Origin of the sequence: Achromobacter sp. LC458 (assembly GCF_001005835.2) — a bacterium.
GTDB lineage: Bacteria > Pseudomonadota > Gammaproteobacteria > Burkholderiales > Burkholderiaceae_B > Achromobacter > Achromobacter spanius_B.
Genome location: NZ_LBHW02000009.1, coordinates 16,359 through 31,768 on the forward strand (window position 1 = coordinate 16,359; position 15,410 = coordinate 31,768).

Sequence of the window (15,410 nt, forward strand, 5' to 3'; positions counted from 1 at the left end):
TCAGTGCAGTTTGACCCGGGGGCGCGTGCGCCGCATCAGCAGGCGAGCCAGGGCAAGGGAGGCCGTGCGCGAAATGCCCAACACCGCTTTGTGGTGCATCAGGTGCAGGCTCATGTACATCAAGCGCGCCAGTGTACCGCTTACGAACAGTCCCCGTCCGGCAAGCTTGCCCATCAGGCTGCCCACGCCGGCGTCCTGCCCCAGCGACACCAGCGAGCCGTGGTCCTGGTAGACGTAGGGCTCGGTGGGTTCGGCTTTGTGGCGCAGGCGGGCCGTCAGTTTCTTGGCCAGGTAGTCGGCTTCCTGGTGCGCGGCTTGCGCGCGGGCCGGCACGCTGCGGCCGTCGCGCCAAGGCGCCGAGCAGCAATCGCCCAGGGCCAGGATGTTCGGGTCCGGCGTTTCCAGACGTTCGTTCACTTCCACCTGCCCCAGCTTGTTCAGCGGCAAGCCCAGGTCGGCCAGCAAGGCCGGGCCTTTGATGCCGGCGGCCCACATGCACAACTGCGCGGGGAATTCGCGGCCATCGGCCGTCTTGACGCTGTGCCCGGTCACTTCCGACACGCGGCAGGCGGTTTCAACGCCGATGCCCAGTTCGGTCAGGCGGTGGGTGGCGGCCTCTGAAATCTTTTCCGGCAGCGCCGACAGAATGCGTGGCGCGCCTTCCACCAAGGTAATGGCCAGGTCGCGTTCGGCGCGGAAGTTAGGCAGGCCGTAGGCGCTGACGACGTGGCTGGCTTCCGTCAGTTCCACGGCCAATTCCACGCCGGTGGCCCCGCCGCCCACAATCACCAGGTCCAGCCGGGCGGACGGGTTGTGCACCTTGGCCTGGTCCACCAGCGCCATGGCCTTGAGCATGGTCAGGCGGAACTGTTCGGCGTTTTCGGTGGTGTCCAGCGTGACGGCGTGTTCGGCAGCGCCGGGCGTGTTGAAAAAGTTGGACGTGCTGCCCAGGGCCAGCACCAGGGTGTCGTACCCGAGTTCGCGGCGCGGCAGCACTTCCAGGCCCTGCGTATCGTTGACGGCGTCCACCACGATCTGGCGGCGCTCGCGGTCTACGCTGACCAGGCGGCCCTGCGCGAACGAAAAGCCGTTCATGTGGGCCAGCATCAGGTAGGACAGGCCTTCCTGGTGTATATCCAGGGTGCCGGCGGCCGCTTCATGCAGCGACGGCTTCCAGATGTGGAAGGGCCGGCTGTCGACCAGCGTGATGTGCTGGCGGCCGTGGACCCGGCCAAGTTTGGCGGCCAGTTCAAGGCCACCCGCACCGCCGCCGACGATGACAATGCGTTCAGAGCGTGTTGACGTCGAATTAGGCATCATGGCTCCCAGTATAAAGACGGCCGCATCCCCCACGGGATGCTGACCGTTTCAATGCATGACGAAACGGCTGATCGCCACGCCGATCCAGACGGCGCCTGCAAAAATCAGCAGCAACATGACCGCCGCGCTGCCCAGGTCCTTGGCGCGGCCCAGCAGCGGGTGGCGTTCCACGGACAAGGCATCGGCCAGCGCCTCGATGGCGGAATTAAGCAGCTCTGCCGCCAGCACCATCACCACCGTGCCCACCAGGAAGAACACCTCGACCGTGGTGCGGCCCAGGAAGAACGCGGCCGGGATCATCAGCACGGCCAAGGCCAGTTCCTGGCGGAACGCCGCCTCGTATTTGACGGCCGCCTGCAAGCCTTGCCACGAGTAGCGCAGCGCATTCAGGATGCGGCGCAAGCCGCCGGAGCTTTTGAAGGGCGAGTGTTGCGGGTCGTGGGTCATGTGCGCGTAGGAAGGCCGGGTGTGGCGGCTTTTTAACAGATATGGGTTGCCCGCGTGACGCGGTGCGAACCTATGGGCAAACCCTAATTGTGACGCATGGCCGGCAGGCGCAGGATTCTGGTCAATTGGTAAGGCCACTTTACCCGTCCGGTTTCACCCCACCCACCATGCCGATCCAGACCATCGAGCCGCGCCGCTTGTACCGCCAGATCGCCGACCAGCTGCGTTTGCTGATCGAAGCGGGCGAATTCCCCGTGGGCGCGCGCTTGCCGCCGGAGCGCGACCTGGCGCTGAAGCTGGGCGTGTCGCGCCCGTCCGTGCGCGAGGCCTTGATCGCGCTGGAAGTCGAAGGCTGGGTGGAAGTGCGCATGGGGTCGGGCGTGTACGTGCAAAGCCTGTCGGGCTCGCCGCGCGCCAGCCTGACCGCCGAAAGCCCCCTGGAAACCATCCGCGCCCGCTGGACTATCGAAGGCGAACTTGCCGCCCAGGCCGCCCGCAGCCCCACGCCGGCGCTGGTCGACGGCCTGCTGGAAGCCGTGGGCGCCATGGAAGACGAAGCCCGCGCGGGCTTTGTGCCCATCCGCGGCGACCGGCTGTTTCATTTGCGCGTGGCCGAAATGGCCAACAACGCCGTGCTGGTGCGCGTGGTGGGCGAACTGTTCGACGAACGCCACAACCCCCTGTCCGTGAAACTGGGCGACTACTTTGAAAACCCGGACAGCTGGGCCGTCGCCATCACCGAGCACCGCCGCGTCATCACCGCCATCGCGGCGGGCGATGAGCCTGCCGCGCGCGCGGCCATGCATCACCATCTTTCCTGCTCGTTCGACCGCTTGACCGCCAGTTGGCCGGGCGCGGCCGAGACGATGCGCATCGATAGCAAAGAACCGGCGGCGTCCTGACGCCGCCGGGGTTCTCACAGTCGCAGTCGCAGTACCAAGGTGCACCACGTATGTGAAATTCCGATGTGAAACATAAGGCGGGTCGGCCACCCCATCCTGCGCCGCGCCCGCTACCTCAAAGAGAGGAGACAACATGAATAAAGGCAACGCTATCAAAGTGCTGTTTGCCGCCGTCGCGCTGGCCGTCAGTGGCAGCGCGCTGGCGCAAACCAAGTTGAAATGGGCGCATGTGTACGAGACGTCCGAACCCTTCCATACCTCGTCGGTGTGGGCGGCTCAGGAAATCGAAAAACGCACCAACGGCCGCTATCACATCGACGTCTATCCCGCCTCTCAGCTGGGCAAGGAAAACGACATCAACCAGGGCCTCACCCTGGGCACGGTGGACATGATCATTTCCGGCTCCAGCTTCGCCGCCAAGAGCTTCCCGCGCATCGGCGTCACCTACTACCCCTACACCTTCCGCAACCCCGAGCACCTGATCGCCTACACCAAAAGCGACATCTACAAAGAGCTGACGGGCGGCTACGACCAGAAAAGCGGCAACCACATCGTCGCCACCACCTACTACGGCACGCGCCAGACCACGTCCAACCGCGCCTTCACCAAGTGCTCTGAAATGAAGGGCATGAAGATCCGCGTGCCCGACGTGGCCGCCTACCTGGCCATGCCGCGTGCCTGTGGCGCCAACACCGCGCCCATTGCATTCGCCGAGGTCTACCTGGCCTTGCAGAACGGCACCGTGGAAGCGCAGGAGAACCCGCTGACCACCATCGAGGCCAAGAAGTTCTACGAGGTGCAGAAGAACATCGTGCTGACCGGCCACATCGTCGATCACCTGAACACGGTGATCTCGGGCAAGCTGTGGAAGAGCCTGTCCGACGAAGACAAGAAGATCTTCGCCGAGGTCTCGCAGCAGGCGGCCGAAAAGGCGTCGGCCGAAGTGGCCGCCAGCGAAAAGAAGATGGTTGAAGTGTTCAAGAAACGCGGTCTGAACGTGGCCGAAGTCAACATCGACGACTTCCGCAAGACCGTGCTGGAGAAGGTGCCGTTCGAGCAGTACGGCTATCAGAAATCGGATTGGGAAAAGATCCAGGCGGTGAAGTAAGTCCGGGTAGGCCCCCGGTAAGCGCCCGCGTGGGCGGGCCTTGCCGGCCCGCCCCACCTTACCCATTCCGATCAGGGGAACGTCATGCACTCCAACGCGAAAGCGGCGCCGATGGCGGCCGTAAGCCACGGCCCGACGCCGCCGCAAAGCCACGCAACGTCATCTTCCGGCCCGCACCAGACCAGCGTGGACGACATCGTCCATAGCTTCGAAGAGGCCGACCAGCACGAAGTCAGCCTGGCAGGCTATCAGCCGGAAGACTGGATCTGCCTGGGCATTTTCTGGGTAATGTCCGGCCTGGTCTTCCTGCAATTTTTTTCCCGCTACGTGTTGAACGATTCGTTCGCGTGGACCGAGGAATTGGCGGTGTACTGCCTGATCGGCGTGGTGTTTCTGGGCGCCGCCATGTGCGTGCGCGCCTGCCGCCACATTCAGGTCGACTTCCTTTACCGCTACCTGCCCAAGCCGGTGGGGCGCGTGCTGGCCACCGTCATCGACATCCTGCGCACCGTGTTCTTCGGCTATGCCGTGTGGCTCACGTATCGCTACATCGTGCTGGTGGGCGACGAGCCCATGACCACGCTGTTCTGGAACAAGTCCTATGTGTACTGGCTGGCCCTGGCGGGCTTTGCCATGATGTTCGTGCGGTCGATGCAGGTGTCCGTGCAGAACTGGCGACAAGGCTATTCCATCCTGGAAAATCCCGCGGCCTATGAGTCGCAGGATTGATCCGACACGCCGGGGCTTGGCCCCTATGACGTTGCAGTGCCTTTCCAGGAGCATGCCATGGGCACATTGATTGGAACCTTTCTGCTGTTGATGATTCTGGGCCTGCCGGTGGCGGTGTCCATGGCGGGCGCGTCGCTGTTGTTCGTGCTGATCTCGGGCAGCGTGCCCGACGTGGTGGTGGCGCAGCGCATGATCGCCGGCGTGGAGTCGTTTCCGCTGCTGGCCGTGCCGTTCTTCATCCTGGCCGGCAACCTGATGAACATTGCCGGCATCACCGGCCGCATCTACAACTTCGCGGTGGCGCTGGTGGGCTGGATGCGCGGCGGGTTGGGGCAGGTCAACATCATCGGCTCGGTGGTCTTCGCCGGCATGTCGGGCACCGCCATCGCCGACGCGGCGGGCCTGGGCACCATCGAAATCAAGGCCATGAAAGACCATGGCTACGAAACCGAATTCGCCGTGGGCGTCACCGCCGCGTCGGCCACGCTGGGGCCCATCATTCCGCCGTCCTTGCCGTTTGTCATCTACGGCATGATGGCCAACGTGTCGATCGGGTCGCTGTTCCTGGCGGGCCTGATTCCGGGCGCCGTGTTGACGATATTGATGATGCTGACCGTGGCGTACTACGCGCGCCGCAACAACTGGGGCGGCGACGTCGCCTTCAACTGGAAGCGGTTGGCCGGCGCCGGGCTGGAAGTGCTGATCGTGCTGGCGTTTCCTTTTTCGATCTGGCTGATGACGCTGGCCGGCGTGTCGCCCAACGTGGCCACGGGAATTTCATTCGTGGCATTGCTGGTGCTGGACTGGCGCTTCAACTTTTCGGCGGTGATGGCGTTGATGGCGCCCGTGATCCTGATCGGCGGCATGACGCTGGGCTGGTTCACGCCTACCGAAGCGGCCGTGGCGGCGGTGATCTGGGCGCTGTTCCTGGGCCTGGTGCGCTACCGCTCGATGACGCTGCGCACGCTGGCCAAGGCGACGTTCGACACCATCGAGACCACGGCGTCCGTGCTGTTCATCGTGACGGCCGCGTCGGTGTTTGCATGGTTGCTGACGACCACGCAAGCGGCACAGGCGCTGACCGACGCCATCCTCAGCGTGACGCAGAACAAGTGGGTGTTCCTGCTGATGGCCAACGTGTTGATCCTGATCGTGGGCTGCTTCATCGACACCATCGCCGCCATCACGATCCTGGTGCCCATCCTGCTGCCCATCGTGCTCAAGCTGGGCATCGACCCGATTCACTTCGGTTTGATCATGACGCTGAACCTGATGATCGGCTTGCTGCATCCACCCATGGGCATGGTGCTGTTCGTGCTGGCGCGCGTGGCGCGGCTGTCCGTTGAACGCACCACCATGGCCATCCTGCCGTGGCTGGTGCCGCTGTTCGTGGCGCTGATCGCCATTACCTACATCCCCCAGATCACCCTGTGGCTGCCCACCGCAATGGGCATGGCCGGCAAATAAAAAAGGACGCACTCATGTCGGAAAGACTGCAAGGCAAGACCGCCATCGTCACCGCCGCCGGCCAGGGCATCGGCCGCGCCGTGGCCGAGGCGTTTGTGCGAGAAGGCGCCAACGTGCTGGCCGTGGACATCAACGCGGCCGCGCTACAGACGCTGTCGGGCTGCCGCACGCAAGTGGTGGACGTGACCGACGGGCGCGCCATCACCGCGCTGGCGCAAGACGCGGGGCCGGTCAACGTGTTGTTCAACGGCGCGGGCTTCGTGCACGCCGGCACCATCCTGGACTGCGACGAGGACGCGTGGGACTTTTCATTCAACCTGAACGTGCGGTCCATGTATCGGCTGATCCGCGCGTGCCTGCCGGGCATGCTGGCGCGCGGGGGCGGCTCCATCGTGAACATGGCGTCGGTGGCCGGCAGCATCAAGGGTGCGCCCAACCGCTGTGCTTACGGCGCCACCAAGGCCGCCGTCATCGGGCTGACCAAGGCGGTGGCGGCCGACTTCGTGGCGCAAGGCATCCGCTGCAATGCCATCTGCCCGGGCACCGTCGAATCGCCGTCGCTGCATCAGCGCATTGAAGCGCAGGCCGCGGCTAGCGGGCAGACGATTGCCGCCGTGCAGGCCGCGTTTACCGCCCGTCAACCCATGGGCCGCATCGGCCGTACGGATGAAATCGCCGCGTTGGCGGTGTATCTTGCCAGCGACGAATCCGCCTTCACCACGGGCACCACCCAGGTGATCGACGGCGGCTGGACGAACTGAAGCTTTCCCTATTTCCTATTTCCTCTTTCCTATTTCCTATTTCTATTTCCGCAACAAGGAACCGATATGAAACTGATGCGCCATGGCCCCAAGGGCTCTGAAAAGCCCGGCCTGATCGACAACCAGGGCAAGGTGCGCGACCTGTCTTCCGTATTGCCCGACATCACCGCGCAAACGCTGACGTCCGCGCGCCTGGCCGAACTGCGCGCGCTGGACGCGTCCACGCTGCCGCTGGTGGCCAACCCGGGCCGCATCGCGCCGCCCTGGAGCGGCATGGGCAAGTTCATCTGCATCGGCCTGAACTACGCCGACCACGCCGCCGAATCGGGCCTGCCCGTGCCGGCCGAGCCCGTCATCTTCATGAAGCCCACGTCGGCCGTCGTCGGCCCCAACGACCCCGTCGTGCTGCCGCAGGATTCCATCAAGACTGATTGGGAAGTCGAGCTGGGCGTGGTCATCGGCGAAAAGGCGCGCTACGTCAGCGAGGCCGACGCCATGAAGCACGTGGCCGGCTATTGCGTGGTCAACGACGTGTCCGAACGCGAATACCAGATCGAACGCGGCGGCACCTGGGACAAGGGCAAGGGCTGCGACACCTTCGGCCCCATCGGCCCATGGCTGGCCACCGCCGACGAAATCCCCAACCCGCAAGACCTGGAGATGTGGCTGGAAGTGAATGGCAAGCGCTATCAGAACGGCAGCACGCGCACCATGGTGTTTGGCGTGGCGCAGCTGGTGGCGTATGTCAGCCGCTTCATGACGCTGTATCCGGGCGACCTGATCAGCACCGGTACGCCGCCCGGCGTGGGCATGGGGCAAAAGCCCGCGCCCGTGTACCTGAAGGCGGGCGACGAGATCAAGCTGGGCATCGCCGGCCTGGGCGAGCAGCGCCAGCGCGTGCATGCCTGGGACCCGGCCTTGATCGACGGCTGATCGCTCGTCCGCCCCGCACCCCTTACTTTCCGGAGTCTTCATGTCCCACAACGATACGGCCGTCATACGCATCCACCCGGCGGATAACGTGGTGATCGCCCGGCGCCAGCTGGTCAGCGGCACGCGGCTGGAAAGCGAAGGGGTGACGGTGCAAGGGCTGGTGCCGCCCGGCCACAAGGTGGCCGTACGCGCCATCGCGGCGGGCGAGCCGGTGCGCCGGTACAACCAGATCATCGGCGTGGCGCGCCAGCCCATTGCGGCCGGGCAGCACGTCCACACGCAGAACCTGGAATTCTCGGCGTTTCAGCGCGACTACGCCGTGGGACAGGGCGCGCGCCCCACCGAGTACGTGGCCGAACCCGCCACCTTCGATGGCATCGTGCGCGCCGACGGCCGCATCGCCACGCGCAATTACATCGGCATCCTGACCAGCGTGAACTGTTCGGCCACGGTGGCGCGCGCCATCGCCGACCACTTCCGCCGCGACATCCATCCCGATGCGCTGGCCGCCTGTCCGAACGTGGACGGCGTGGTGGCGCTGACGCACGGCGCCGGCTGCGCCACCGGCAGCGAGGGCGAACCCTTGAAGGTGCTGCGCCGGACCCTGGGCGGCTATGCACGCCATGCCAACTTCGGCGGGCTGATGGTGGTGGGGCTGGGCTGCGAAACCAACCAGATCGGCGGCTTGATGGAACAAGAGGGCCTGCGTGAAAGCGGCCTGCTGCACACCTTCAATATCCAGGACACCGGCGGCACTCGCAAGACGGTGGCGCGCGGCATCGAACTGGTGGAACGCATGCTGGAGCAGGCCAACCAGGTGCAGCGCCAGCCCGTGCCGGCCAGCCATCTGACGGTGGGCCTGCAATGCGGCGGCTCCGACGGCTATTCGGGCATCAGCGCCAACCCCGCGCTGGGCGCCGCGGTGGACCTGCTGGTGCGCCACGGCGGCACCGCCATCCTGTCGGAAACGCCCGAGATCTACGGGGGCGAACACTTGCTGACGCGTCGCGCGCAAACCCCGGCCGTGGCCGACAAACTGCTGGCGCGCGTGCGCTGGTGGGAAGACTACTGCGCCCGCAATGATGCCGAGATGGACAACAACCCGTCGGCCGGCAACAAGGCGGGCGGGCTGACGACCATTCTGGAAAAGTCGTTGGGTGCCATCGCCAAAAGCGGCACCACCAACCTGACCGACGTATTCGAATACGCCGAGCCCGTGCGCTCGCGCGGGCTGGTGTTCATGGACACCCCGGGCTATGACCCCGTATCGGCCACCGGCCAGGTCGCGGGCGGCGCCAACCTGATCTGCTTTACCACCGGGCGCGGCTCGGCGTATGGCTGCGCGCCCGCGCCGTCGTTAAAGCTGTCGACCAACACCGCGTTGTGGCAGCGCCAGTCCGACGATATCGACATCAATTGCGGCGAAGTGGTGGACGGCGCGCAAAGCGTGGCACAGATGGGCGAACGCATCTTCCAGCTGATGCTGCAAACCGCTTCGGGGCGGCGCACCCGCAGCGAAGAACACGGCTATGGCCAGAACGAATTCGTGCCGTGGCAGCTGGGCGCGGTGATGTAGGCGAACGGCCCGCGGATACCGGCGACGAGGATCATGATGATGGTGGTGTTGCATTTTGTCACTGTCCGGGCATCGAACAATTCTGTGTCTGGGGATATCCTCACCCGCGCGCCGACTGGCCGGTCACCCGACAGGTGCATGGCGCCTTCCGCCCCTGGTCAACCATGCTTGAACGTTTGAATACGGAGTCGTTGCCGCGTCTGCCCGCAGACGTGGAAAAACCCATCTATGACCGCAGCCGGCTAACGCCCGGCATCGTGCATCTGGGCTTGGGCGCCTTTCATCGCGCGCATCAGGCGGTGATGACGGACCTGGCCATGGAGGCCAGCGGCGATCTTAGCTGGGGCATTCTGGGCGTGTCGTTGCGCCGGCCCGACACGCGCGATGCGCTGACGCCCCAAGACGGCTTGTACACGTTGGCCCTGCGCGACGGCGGCCCCGACGGCCAGGCGCGCGAGCAGCTGCGCGTGGTGGGCTCGGTGCTGCGCGTGATGGTGGCCGAAGAAGACCCCAACGCCGTGCTTGAGCGGATTGCGTATCCGCAGACCCGCATCGTCAGCCTGACCGTGACCGAAAAGGGCTACAGCCACGAGCCGGCCACGGGCCACCTGCGCTGGGATGACCCCGACATCCTGCACGACCTTGAAAACCCGCATCGTCCGCGCAGCACCATCGGCATTCTGGTCCATGGCCTGGCGCTGCGCCGCGAGCGCGGCTTGCCGCCCGTCACGCTGATGTCGTGCGACAACCTGCGCGGCAACGGCGACCTGCTGCGCAACCTGGTGCTGGCCTTTGCGCTGCGTGTGGACGTCGCGCTGACGGGCTGGATCGACAAGCACTGCACCTTTCCCAATTCCATGGTGGACCGCATCGTGCCGGGCACGGATGACGATGACCGTCGGCGCATCGCGGACAAGCTTGGCGTGCAAGACGCCTGGCCCGTGGTGGGCGAGCCCTATCTGAATTGGGTGATCGAAGACAAGTTCGCCGCCGGCCGTCCGGCTTGGGAAACGCAGGGCGGCGCCACCTTCGTGCGTAACGCCGCGCCCTACGAACGCTTGAAGCTGCGAATGGTGAACGGCCCGCATTCCGCCTTCGCCTACCTGGGCGCGCTGCTGGGGCACCGGACGGTCAGCGAGTCCGTGCAGACGCCCGCGCTGCATGCGTTCGTGGATGCCATGATGCGGCTGGAAATCGCGCCTACGTTGAAGGGCATTCCGGACGGCGGGCTGGAGGAATACCGCCGCCGCTTCCTGGAACGGGTCGCCAACCCCGCGCTGCCGCATCCGATCCCGCAAGTGGCGATGGACGGCTCGCAAAAAATCCCGCAGCGGCTGCTGGAAACCATACGCGACCGCTTGCGCGCGGGCGACGACATCCAGCGCCTATCCCTGGCGGTGGCCGCGTGGCTGCATTATCTGCGTGGCGAGGACGAGCAAGGCGGGCGCTACGCCATCGACGACCCGCTGGCCGCGCGGCTTGCCAAGCTGCTGTCGCGCGCCGAGGTCGCCGCCCGCGCGTCCGCGCCCGCGCAATCGGCGCACCGCCGCGCGATGGTGCTGGCGGGATATAAGCCGGTGTTCGGCAACCTGGGCCGCGTGCCCGACTTCGTGGCCGCGCTAAGCACGCATCTGGAAAACCTGCGCCAGCATGGCGTGCTGTACGCCGTGCAAGCCGCTACCTGAGGAGAGCGCCGCATGTCTGGGCAAAGCCGAGTGGATGCCGATGAATGGGAACGCTGGGGCAGCGCCTGCCTGCACGCCCAAGGCTTCAGCGATGAAGACGCGCGCTGCCTGGCGGCCAGCTTGGCGCAGACCAGTTTGTGGGGCATTGATTCGCACGGCATCGCCCGGCTGCCGCACTACCTGAACCGCGTCGCGCATGGCTCGATCGTGCCGCGCCCCGCCATTCGCATCGACCGGACCGGGCCCGGCACGGCGCAGCTGCACGGCGGGCAAGGGCAGGGCATCATCGTGGCGCACCGGGCCAACGCGCTGGCCATTGAGCTGGCGCGCGAAGCGGGCATCGCCGCCGTGGGCGTCAGCGATTCTTCGCATTGCGGCGCCGTCGGCTTGTACAGCCGCGCGGCGGCACGGCAAGGTTTGATCGGCATTGCGTTCACCCATTCGGATTCGATTGCCGCGCCGCATGGCGGCCATCAGCCGTTCTTTGGCACCAACCCGATATCGCTGGCGTTTCCGCGCGCAGGCGCGCAGCCCTTGTGTCTGGACATGGCAACCACCGCCATTCCGTGGAACCGCGTCATGAACGCGCGCCGCGATGGCGTGGCGTTGCCGCCCGGGGTGGCGCTTGATGCCGCCGGGCGGGATTGCACGGACGCAGACGCCGTGCGCGCCCTGCGGCCTTTGGGCGGCGAAGAATACGGCTACAAGGGCTACGGCCTGGCGATGATGATCGAGCTGCTGTGCGGCCCGTTGAACGGCAACCCGTTTGGCCCGCATATCTCGCCCATGTATGAACAATTGCAGCGCCCGCGCGAGCTGGGTGCGTTCTTTATCGTGATCGATCCGGATCGCTTCGCGGGCGGCGCGGCGCTGGCGGGCGTGGTGGCGGCAATGGCGATGGAACTCTCGGCGCAACCGGGCGCGCCGCGCATGCCGGGCGACCCTGAAGCGGCGGCCGAGGCCGCGCGCCGGCAAGACGGCATTCCCGTGCCGCCCGCCTTGTGGGCGCAGATGCAGGATTGGAGCCTGCGCCTGGGCGTGCCGCTGCCCGCGCAACGTGTCTGAGCAAGCGGACCTACACCCCCAGGTACTGCAACAGCCGGGGCTCGTCATCCAGAAACGCTTGCGATGATCCCGTCCACGCCACGCGCCCCTTTTCGACAATGGCGTGATGGTCGGCGGTGGCCAGCAGCGGCTCCAGGTTCTTGTCGATGCACAGCACGGCCAGCCCGGTCTGCTTCAGGCTGTCCAGCGCCTGCCAGATTTCTTCGCGCACCACGGGCGCCAGCCCTTCGGTGGCTTCATCCAGAATCAGCAAGCGCGGGTTGGTCAACAGCGCCCGCCCGATTGCCAGCATCTGTTGTTCGCCGCCGGACAAATGGCTGCCCAGATGCCGCGCGCGTTCGGCCAAGCGCGGAAACAGCGCGTACACCCGGTCCAACGACCACGGTTGCGCCAGGCCCTGGCGGTTGTGCGCGGTGGCAATCAGGTTTTCGCGCACGGACAAGTTCGGGAAGATATGCCGCCCTTCGGGCACCAGTCCGATGCCGCATTGCGCCACCTTGTAGGACGGCAGCCGGCTGATGTCCTGGCCATCAAAAACAATGCTGCCCGTGGTGGCGCGCGCCAGGCCCATCACGGTTTTCACGGTGGTGGACTTGCCCATGCCGTTGCGGCCCAGCAGCGTCACGAATTGGCCCGGCCCAATTACCAGGTCGATGCCGAACAGTGCCTGGCTGGCGCCATAGTGCGCCGTCACGCCGCGCAGCGATAGCAGGGGGCTCATGCGGCGGCCTCTTGCTTGCGGCGGGCGCTGGCGCGTTCGCTGCCCAGATAGCATTCGCGCACGTGCGGGTCGTTGCGGATCTGGTCGGCCGTGCCGCAAGCCAGCGCGCTGCCGTAGACCAGTACCGTAATGCGGTCTGACAGCGCGAAGACGGCTTGCATATCGTGTTCCACCAGCAAGATCGTGTAGCGGCCGCGCAGCTGCAATAGCAGGCGCGTCATGGCTTCGGATTCGTGTTGGCTCATGCCCGCCATGGGCTCGTCCAGCAACAGCAGTGACGGCTGGCAAGCCAGCACCATCGCCAGCTCCAGTTGCCGCAGTTCGCCATGCGCAAGCTCGCCTGCCGGGGTGTTGGCGCGGGCCGATAAGCCGGCCAGCGCCAGCGCGTCGCGGGCCGGCTCCGTCAGCGCGGGCGTGCCCAGCACGGGCTTGAAGAAGCGAAAACTGTGGCCACGCCGCGCCTGCACTGCCATCGCCACGTTCTCCAAAGCGGTGAACGGCTTGAACACCGAGGTGATCTGATACGAGCGGGCCAGGCCATGGCGCACCCGCGTGTGCACGGGCATGCGGGTAATGTCGCGGTTATCCAGCATCACGCGCCCGGCATCGGGCCGAAGTTCGCCGCTAAGTTGGCCGATCAGCGTGGTCTTGCCCGCGCCGTTCGGGCCGATCACCGCATGCAATTCGCCCGCTTGCACGTCCAGCGACAAGTTGTCCGTGACCGTTAATCCGCCATAACGCTTGACCAGGTTTTCAACACGCAGCGCGCTCATTGCGGTTCTCCGGAAGGCTGACCCAGCGGCGTGGCGGGGTGGCGACGCCAGGGCGTGTCGGGCAAGCTGCCATACACGCCGCGCCGCGACACGAGCACCACGCCCACGATCAACAGCCCCATGATCAGCATCCAATGCCCGGTCAACAGCTTCAGCCCTTCTTCCAACAGCAGGAAGGCCAGCGCGCCGACAACGGGGCCGAACAGCGTGCCGATGCCGCCCAGCACCACCATCACAATCAATTCGCCCGACGTGGTCCATGCCAGATAGGACGGCGATACGTACATCGTGAGGTTGGCCAGCAGCACGCCCGCCACGCCGCAGATCATGGCCGACAACACGTAGGCGGCCAACCGGTAGCGCAGCGTGGGAAAGCCCAGCGCGCGCATGCGCCGTTCGTTGGCCTGGCAGCCGCGCAACGCCATGCCGAACGGCGCGTGGATCAGCCGATGCATCAGCGCCAGCACCAACACCAGCACGCCGAAAGCCGCGTAGTACAGCGCCAGCGGCGTATCCAGCCGGAACGCGCCGAAGTCACTGCCCGTAAACAAGGACATGCCGTCGTCGCCGCCAAAGCCGTCCAGCCCTGTGGCCAGAAAGTAGAACATCTGCGCGAACGCCAGCGTAATCATGATGAAGGCGATGCCCGAGGTGCGCATCACGACGAACCCGCTGATCAAGCCCACCACGGCGCACGCGCCCAGCGCTCCCGCCAGATGCAGCCAGCCGCTTTCGATACCGTAGTGCGACATCACCCCCACCGAATACGCGCCCAGGCCCAGGTACAACGCATGGCCAAAGCTGACCATGCCGCCAAAGCCCAGCAACAGGTTCAGGGCCAGCGCCGCCACGCCGTACACCAGCACGCGGCCAAACAAGGCCAGCAGGAAAGGTTCGCCCTGCCAGTGGGCGTACGCGGGCACCAAGGCCAGCAGCACCAGCAAGGCGGTGGCAACCAGAAAGCGCGCGGACGGAATGTGCATGCGATGCCCCTTATCCATGCTTGACGGGAAACAGGCCCTGCGGCCGCATGGCCAGCACCAGCGCCATCACCACGTAGATCAGCATCGACGCAATGGCGGGCCCGGCGGCATTGGCCGCGGCGGGCGGCAGCGTGGCGCGCAACAGGGTGGGCAACAGCGCGCGGCCCAGCGTGTCGATCAGCCCCACCATCAACGCCGCCAGAAACGCGCCGCGCACCGAGCCGATGCCGCCGATCACGATCACCACCAGCGTCAGGATCAGGATGGGTTCGCCCATGCCCGTCTGCGCCGACAGGATCGGGCCTGCCATCAAGCCCGCGAGCCCGGCCAGCACCGCGCCCAGCACAAACAGCAAGGTGTTCAGCCGCGCAATGTTCACACCCAGCGCGCCCACCATCATGCGGTCGGTGGAACCCGCGCGGATCAACATGCCCAGCCGCGTGCGGTGGATCAGCACATAGCAGCCGCCGGCCACCAGCAAGCCCACCACGATGATCAAAAAGCGGTACAGCGGATAGGTCACGCCCAGGATGTCGATGGTGCCCGACAGCCACGACGGCAGCCCCATGCTGATGGGCGCGGGGCCCCAGATGATGCGGGTCAGCTCATTGAAGAACAGGATGAAGCCGAAGGTAGCCAGCACCTGGTCAAGGTGGTCGCGCGGATACAGCCGCGCCAACGCGATGCGGTCCAGCAGCAGGCCCAGCGCCGCCATGCCTGCGATGACGGCGGCGCCGGCCAGCAGAAACGACCCGGTGTGGCGGAACACGGTGGCCGCGATGAACGCGCCCATCATGTACAGCGACCCGTGCGCCAGGTTGATGAAGTTCATGATGCCGAACACCAGCGTCAGGCCGGCGGCCAGCAGAAACAGCAGGATGCCAAGCTGCAAGCCGTTCAAGGCCTGCACAAGCAGCAGCGTCGCGGACATGGTTGTCAC

The 15,410-nt window shown here is 65.8% G+C and carries 15 protein-coding genes; 9 read left to right on the top strand and 6 right to left on the bottom strand.

Features of this window, described 5'->3' with window-relative positions:
• Together YH64_RS09945 and YH64_RS09950 are read right to left on the bottom strand one after the other, a co-directional pair.
• A complete protein-coding gene (locus YH64_RS09945) occupies positions 1–1,320 on the bottom strand; it encodes an NAD(P)/FAD-dependent oxidoreductase (RefSeq protein WP_082134395.1) in 1,320 nt (439 codons plus the stop codon).
• Positions 1,321–1,368: 48 nt separating this feature from the next.
• Positions 1,369–1,767, bottom strand: a complete 399-nt coding sequence (locus YH64_RS09950; protein ID WP_006221640.1) for a diacylglycerol kinase — start codon at positions 1,765–1,767, stop codon at positions 1,369–1,371.
• 167 nt (positions 1,768–1,934) lie between these two features.
• Here YH64_RS09950 and YH64_RS09955 point away from each other — a divergent pair, with 167 nt between their 5' ends.
• From YH64_RS09955 to YH64_RS09995, 9 genes are all read left to right on the top strand, one after another.
• Complete coding sequence (locus YH64_RS09955; RefSeq protein WP_046803774.1) at positions 1,935–2,669, top strand: FadR/GntR family transcriptional regulator; 735 nt, start codon at positions 1,935–1,937, stop codon at positions 2,667–2,669.
• Between the two features lie 133 nt (positions 2,670–2,802).
• Positions 2,803–3,777 carry a sialic acid TRAP transporter substrate-binding protein SiaP gene (locus YH64_RS09960; RefSeq protein WP_046803775.1) on the top strand — a complete coding sequence of 325 codons (975 nt, stop codon included), beginning with the start codon at positions 2,803–2,805 and terminating at the stop codon, positions 3,775–3,777.
• 84 nt (positions 3,778–3,861) lie between these two features.
• The gene (locus tag YH64_RS09965) at positions 3,862–4,506 is read left to right on the top strand and encodes a TRAP transporter small permease (RefSeq protein WP_185975361.1); all 645 of its coding nucleotides are present in this window, start codon (positions 3,862–3,864) and stop codon (positions 4,504–4,506) included.
• Between the two features lie 57 nt (positions 4,507–4,563).
• A complete protein-coding gene (locus YH64_RS09970) occupies positions 4,564–5,973 on the top strand; it encodes a TRAP transporter large permease (protein WP_046803776.1) in 1,410 nt (469 codons plus the stop codon).
• Between the two features lie 14 nt (positions 5,974–5,987).
• Positions 5,988–6,734, top strand: coding sequence for an SDR family oxidoreductase (locus YH64_RS09975; RefSeq protein WP_046803777.1), 747 nt, complete (start codon positions 5,988–5,990; stop codon positions 6,732–6,734).
• Positions 6,735–6,800: 66 nt separating this feature from the next.
• Positions 6,801–7,667 carry a fumarylacetoacetate hydrolase family protein gene (locus tag YH64_RS09980; protein WP_046803778.1) on the top strand — a complete coding sequence of 289 codons (867 nt, stop codon included), beginning with the start codon at positions 6,801–6,803 and terminating at the stop codon, positions 7,665–7,667.
• A 40-nt stretch (positions 7,668–7,707) separates the two neighbouring features.
• Positions 7,708–9,243, top strand: coding sequence for a UxaA family hydrolase (locus YH64_RS09985; RefSeq protein ID WP_046803779.1), 1,536 nt, complete (start codon positions 7,708–7,710; stop codon positions 9,241–9,243).
• 164 nt (positions 9,244–9,407) lie between these two features.
• Complete coding sequence (locus YH64_RS09990; protein WP_046803780.1) at positions 9,408–10,928, top strand: mannitol dehydrogenase family protein; 1,521 nt, start codon at positions 9,408–9,410, stop codon at positions 10,926–10,928.
• Positions 10,929–10,940: 12 nt separating this feature from the next.
• Complete coding sequence (locus YH64_RS09995) at positions 10,941–11,993, top strand: Ldh family oxidoreductase (RefSeq protein ID WP_046803781.1); 1,053 nt, start codon at positions 10,941–10,943, stop codon at positions 11,991–11,993.
• Positions 11,994–12,003: 10 nt separating this feature from the next.
• Here YH64_RS09995 and YH64_RS10000 read toward each other — a convergent pair whose 3' ends face one another.
• From YH64_RS10000 to YH64_RS10015, 4 genes are read right to left on the bottom strand one after another with little or no spacing between them, the layout of a single operon-like run.
• A complete protein-coding gene (locus YH64_RS10000) occupies positions 12,004–12,714 on the bottom strand; it encodes an ABC transporter ATP-binding protein (protein ID WP_046803782.1) in 711 nt (236 codons plus the stop codon).
• Positions 12,711–13,487 carry an ABC transporter ATP-binding protein gene (locus tag YH64_RS10005; protein WP_046803783.1) on the bottom strand — a complete coding sequence of 259 codons (777 nt, stop codon included), beginning with the start codon at positions 13,485–13,487 and terminating at the stop codon, positions 12,711–12,713. Before YH64_RS10005 ends, YH64_RS10000 begins: the two co-directional genes overlap by 4 nt.
• Entirely contained in the window at positions 13,484–14,470 is a 987-nt protein-coding gene (locus YH64_RS10010) for a branched-chain amino acid ABC transporter permease (RefSeq protein WP_046803784.1), read from the bottom strand. The genes YH64_RS10005 and YH64_RS10010 overlap by 4 nt, the downstream gene beginning before the upstream one ends.
• A 10-nt stretch (positions 14,471–14,480) precedes the next feature.
• Entirely contained in the window at positions 14,481–15,401 is a 921-nt protein-coding gene (locus tag YH64_RS10015) for a branched-chain amino acid ABC transporter permease (protein WP_046803785.1), read from the bottom strand.
• Positions 15,402–15,410: the final 9 nt, after the last annotated feature.

Bases quoted from the DNA above. Each gene is read 5' to 3' on its own strand.
- YH64_RS09945 (WP_082134395.1), bottom strand. From the start codon at position 1,320: ATGATGCCTAATTCGACGTCAACACGCTCTGAACGCATTGTCATCGTC.
- YH64_RS09960 (WP_046803775.1), top strand. From the start codon at position 2,803: ATGAATAAAGGCAACGCTATCAAAGTGCTGTTTGCCGCCGTCGCGCTG.
- YH64_RS09990 (WP_046803780.1), top strand. From the start codon at position 9,408: ATGCTTGAACGTTTGAATACGGAGTCGTTGCCGCGTCTGCCCGCAGAC.
- YH64_RS10010 (WP_046803784.1), bottom strand. From the start codon at position 14,470: ATGCACATTCCGTCCGCGCGCTTTCTGGTTGCCACCGCCTTGCTGGTG.
- YH64_RS09980 (WP_046803778.1), top strand. From the start codon at position 6,801: ATGAAACTGATGCGCCATGGCCCCAAGGGCTCTGAAAAGCCCGGCCTG.
- YH64_RS09955 (WP_046803774.1), top strand. From the start codon at position 1,935: ATGCCGATCCAGACCATCGAGCCGCGCCGCTTGTACCGCCAGATCGCC.
- YH64_RS09995 (WP_046803781.1), top strand. From the start codon at position 10,941: ATGTCTGGGCAAAGCCGAGTGGATGCCGATGAATGGGAACGCTGGGGC.
- YH64_RS09950 (WP_006221640.1), bottom strand. From the start codon at position 1,767: ATGACCCACGACCCGCAACACTCGCCCTTCAAAAGCTCCGGCGGCTTG.
- YH64_RS09975 (WP_046803777.1), top strand. From the start codon at position 5,988: ATGTCGGAAAGACTGCAAGGCAAGACCGCCATCGTCACCGCCGCCGGC.
- YH64_RS10005 (WP_046803783.1), bottom strand. From the start codon at position 13,487: ATGAGCGCGCTGCGTGTTGAAAACCTGGTCAAGCGTTATGGCGGATTA.
- YH64_RS09985 (WP_046803779.1), top strand. From the start codon at position 7,708: ATGTCCCACAACGATACGGCCGTCATACGCATCCACCCGGCGGATAAC.
- YH64_RS10015 (WP_046803785.1), bottom strand. From the start codon at position 15,401: ATGTCCGCGACGCTGCTGCTTGTGCAGGCCTTGAACGGCTTGCAGCTT.
- YH64_RS10000 (WP_046803782.1), bottom strand. From the start codon at position 12,714: ATGAGCCCCCTGCTATCGCTGCGCGGCGTGACGGCGCACTATGGCGCC.
- YH64_RS09965 (WP_185975361.1), top strand. From the start codon at position 3,862: ATGCACTCCAACGCGAAAGCGGCGCCGATGGCGGCCGTAAGCCACGGC.
- YH64_RS09970 (WP_046803776.1), top strand. From the start codon at position 4,564: ATGGGCACATTGATTGGAACCTTTCTGCTGTTGATGATTCTGGGCCTG.